Source organism: Mycoplasma marinum (assembly GCF_004335975.1).
Taxonomy (GTDB): Bacteria; Bacillota_I; Bacilli_A; order Mycoplasmatales; family Metamycoplasmataceae; genus Mycoplasma_K; species Mycoplasma_K marinum.
The window spans coordinates 1-2,463 of the sequence record NZ_PSZO01000047.1 but is presented as its reverse complement, the minus strand read 5'-3'; the positions used below and the strand labels follow the sequence as shown (position 1 = coordinate 2,463).

The following is a 2,463-nucleotide window of genomic DNA, read 5'->3' as shown; positions in this document are numbered from 1 at the left end:
CAATCTTTTGGCCAATTTCTAAGTTACGAATAATTGATTCTCCAATTGGTTGCAAGTTATCAGTTTGTGTGTATCAAGGACCAACCATAAGTTGTTTAGATTTAATTACTTTCTTCATTTTTTCTTTTCAATCAGGAGCAAATTCAAGAAAATCTTCAACTACTGATGTTTGTCCATCGTATAAAAATTTTGCTTCGGGATTTTTTATTAAGTATTCAATCATATATTTCATACTTCAATAACACATAATTTTCGAGTTTACAGAAGAATAATATCATTCCCTGTCTCAATGAGTGTGTGGTATTAAGTGAACAGTTTTTTTATTTTGCATTTAGCACCTCTTTGCCTTTTTTAAAATCAAAAGGTTTTTTCTTTCCTATGTTCATTGTAATGCTTGCTATAAATATGTAAGTAATAACCCCTAGAATATGTACAAGATAGTACCCAATAATTCCGTATAGGAATGAATAAATAATTGTTATAGCTATCGATTGATTATCAGGATTAATAATCGCATTTAATCATGAAACATCATTCGTAATTATCAATGGATTTGACATTGTTGAATTTACAATATCGACACCAACGTGTCCTTGAGCACCCAAACTTAATACACCAATTCCACCACCATTGAATACTTGTATATTTAATACATAAATCATCCCAGTTGCAATAAATGCAGTTACTAATGATGGTAAATGAGCTTTTCATCCATATTTACCTACCAACTCTACAGGACCTTCAGACAAACCTCTTCTACCTAACTTAAATATATTAAGCATAATTGGTAAATCTTCGTTTTTAACTCATTTTTTCATCAATTTAAAGAATAGTGCACACGATAGAGATGCAATAGGTATAGCAACAGCAAATAAAGTCCTCATTCTTCAATCATATTGAGTCATTCCGATTAAGAACAATATGGTTAGTTTATTCGTAGTCCCTCCATAATCATAAGTTATTAAAATACCGAAAATTCCACCAATAATAAATCTTAATCATCAATATGAATTGGGATATATCACTAATCCTTTAACAACTCATTGAAACATTCAACTAAGTGGAGCACCCAAGAAATAAGCGGCTGTAAAAATAAATGCATATACAATTGTTTTTATTCAATGAGTAAATAGTACTTTTGTCGTTTCTCTTTTAAGGTGTTTACCTCTAAAAAAATCCATAAATTTGATAACTTTAGCAATGACTGGTGCAAATAATACGCCTCCAAATAAAGAAGTACCAATCATATTTTCAATATTAAATGCCCCACCATATGAAAATCACATTTTAATAGTTGTGTCTTTTGGTTTTATACCAATAGTTGTTATTGTTCCTATTATTGGTGTATTTAATATGAAGGTAAATATAAATGCTATTAGAAAGGTTTCACTTTTATCATAAAATTTTCTCGCAAATATACCAGCAAACACTGACATACACAAATGAAATCCAAAAACAGAAATAGTTTGCAATGAATATAAAGTTTGATTTTTTCCTGCACCATCAATGAATCAATTATCCGAGTACATTGCATAACCTATAAGATTTGTCATTGCATAAAAAGTTGCAAGAATAACTAAATAAAATCAAGGTTTATTAAATTCAGAGAGTAAAGTAGATTTCATGTCTTTAAAAATACTAGCTAAGCCTTTATTTTTAGTTTCAAGTTTACCTTCAAAAACATTAGATTTTTCAGCTCTTTTTATCAAATTTTCAGCATTATTAATGGCATCCTTTGTTTTTGTTACAACTAATTTTTTACCCTTAAATCTATCTGTTGAAATATCAATTTCTGAGGCAATTATGACAAATTCTGCATCATCAATTTGTTGTTGGCTCATTTCATTTTTGAGAATTCCTCCCCCTTGCGTTTCAACATGCAAAGAATACCCCATTTTTTTAGCCACTTGCAAAAGACGTTCTTTCGCCATGAAAGTTTTAACTATCCCTGCAGGACAAGCCGTGATAGCAACAAAGAACTTGTCTTTTATTGCTATATCAGTTTGAATATCTTCTTCGATATCAGCTTTTGATAATGCACCATTTAAACCTTTGTAAATATCACTTTTTTTTCCATTTGATAGCATCCATTTAAAATCATCATCCATTAATTTCATCGCAATATTAGAAAGAATTTCCATATGTGTATTTTTTGAATTCATTGGAACTAAAAGGAAAATTGCTTTAGTAACCCCTTGACCATCCAAAGAATTTCAATTACCAATTTTTTCTTTTTGTCTATAAAAGAATATCTGTGGTTTTTTGATTTTTTCACTTCTTCCATGAGGAATAGCAAACCCCTCTTCAAATCCGGTTGTACCTTGGCTTTCTCTTTCTAACAAAGAAGTTTTCACATCCTCGAAACTATCAACAACGCCAAGTTGTTCCGCAAGTAGTGCTATTTTTTCAAAAAGCTCTCTTTGTGTCAAATTTTGGTTGCTTATTATAATGTTTTTCTTATTA

Annotated in this window: 2 protein-coding genes; both read right to left on the bottom strand. The window is 29.9% G+C overall.

The window, feature by feature from the left end; translation table 4 throughout:
- Nucleotides 1–331, bottom strand: a 331-nt coding sequence (locus C4B24_RS04560; protein WP_449406666.1) for a polysaccharide deacetylase family protein, incomplete at its 3' end; no start/stop codon positions are given.
- On the bottom strand, nt 321–2,463 hold a 2,143-nt coding region (locus C4B24_RS04555; protein ID WP_131599595.1), incomplete at its 5' end, for a fructose PTS transporter subunit IIB. The genes C4B24_RS04560 and C4B24_RS04555, both read right to left, overlap by 11 nt.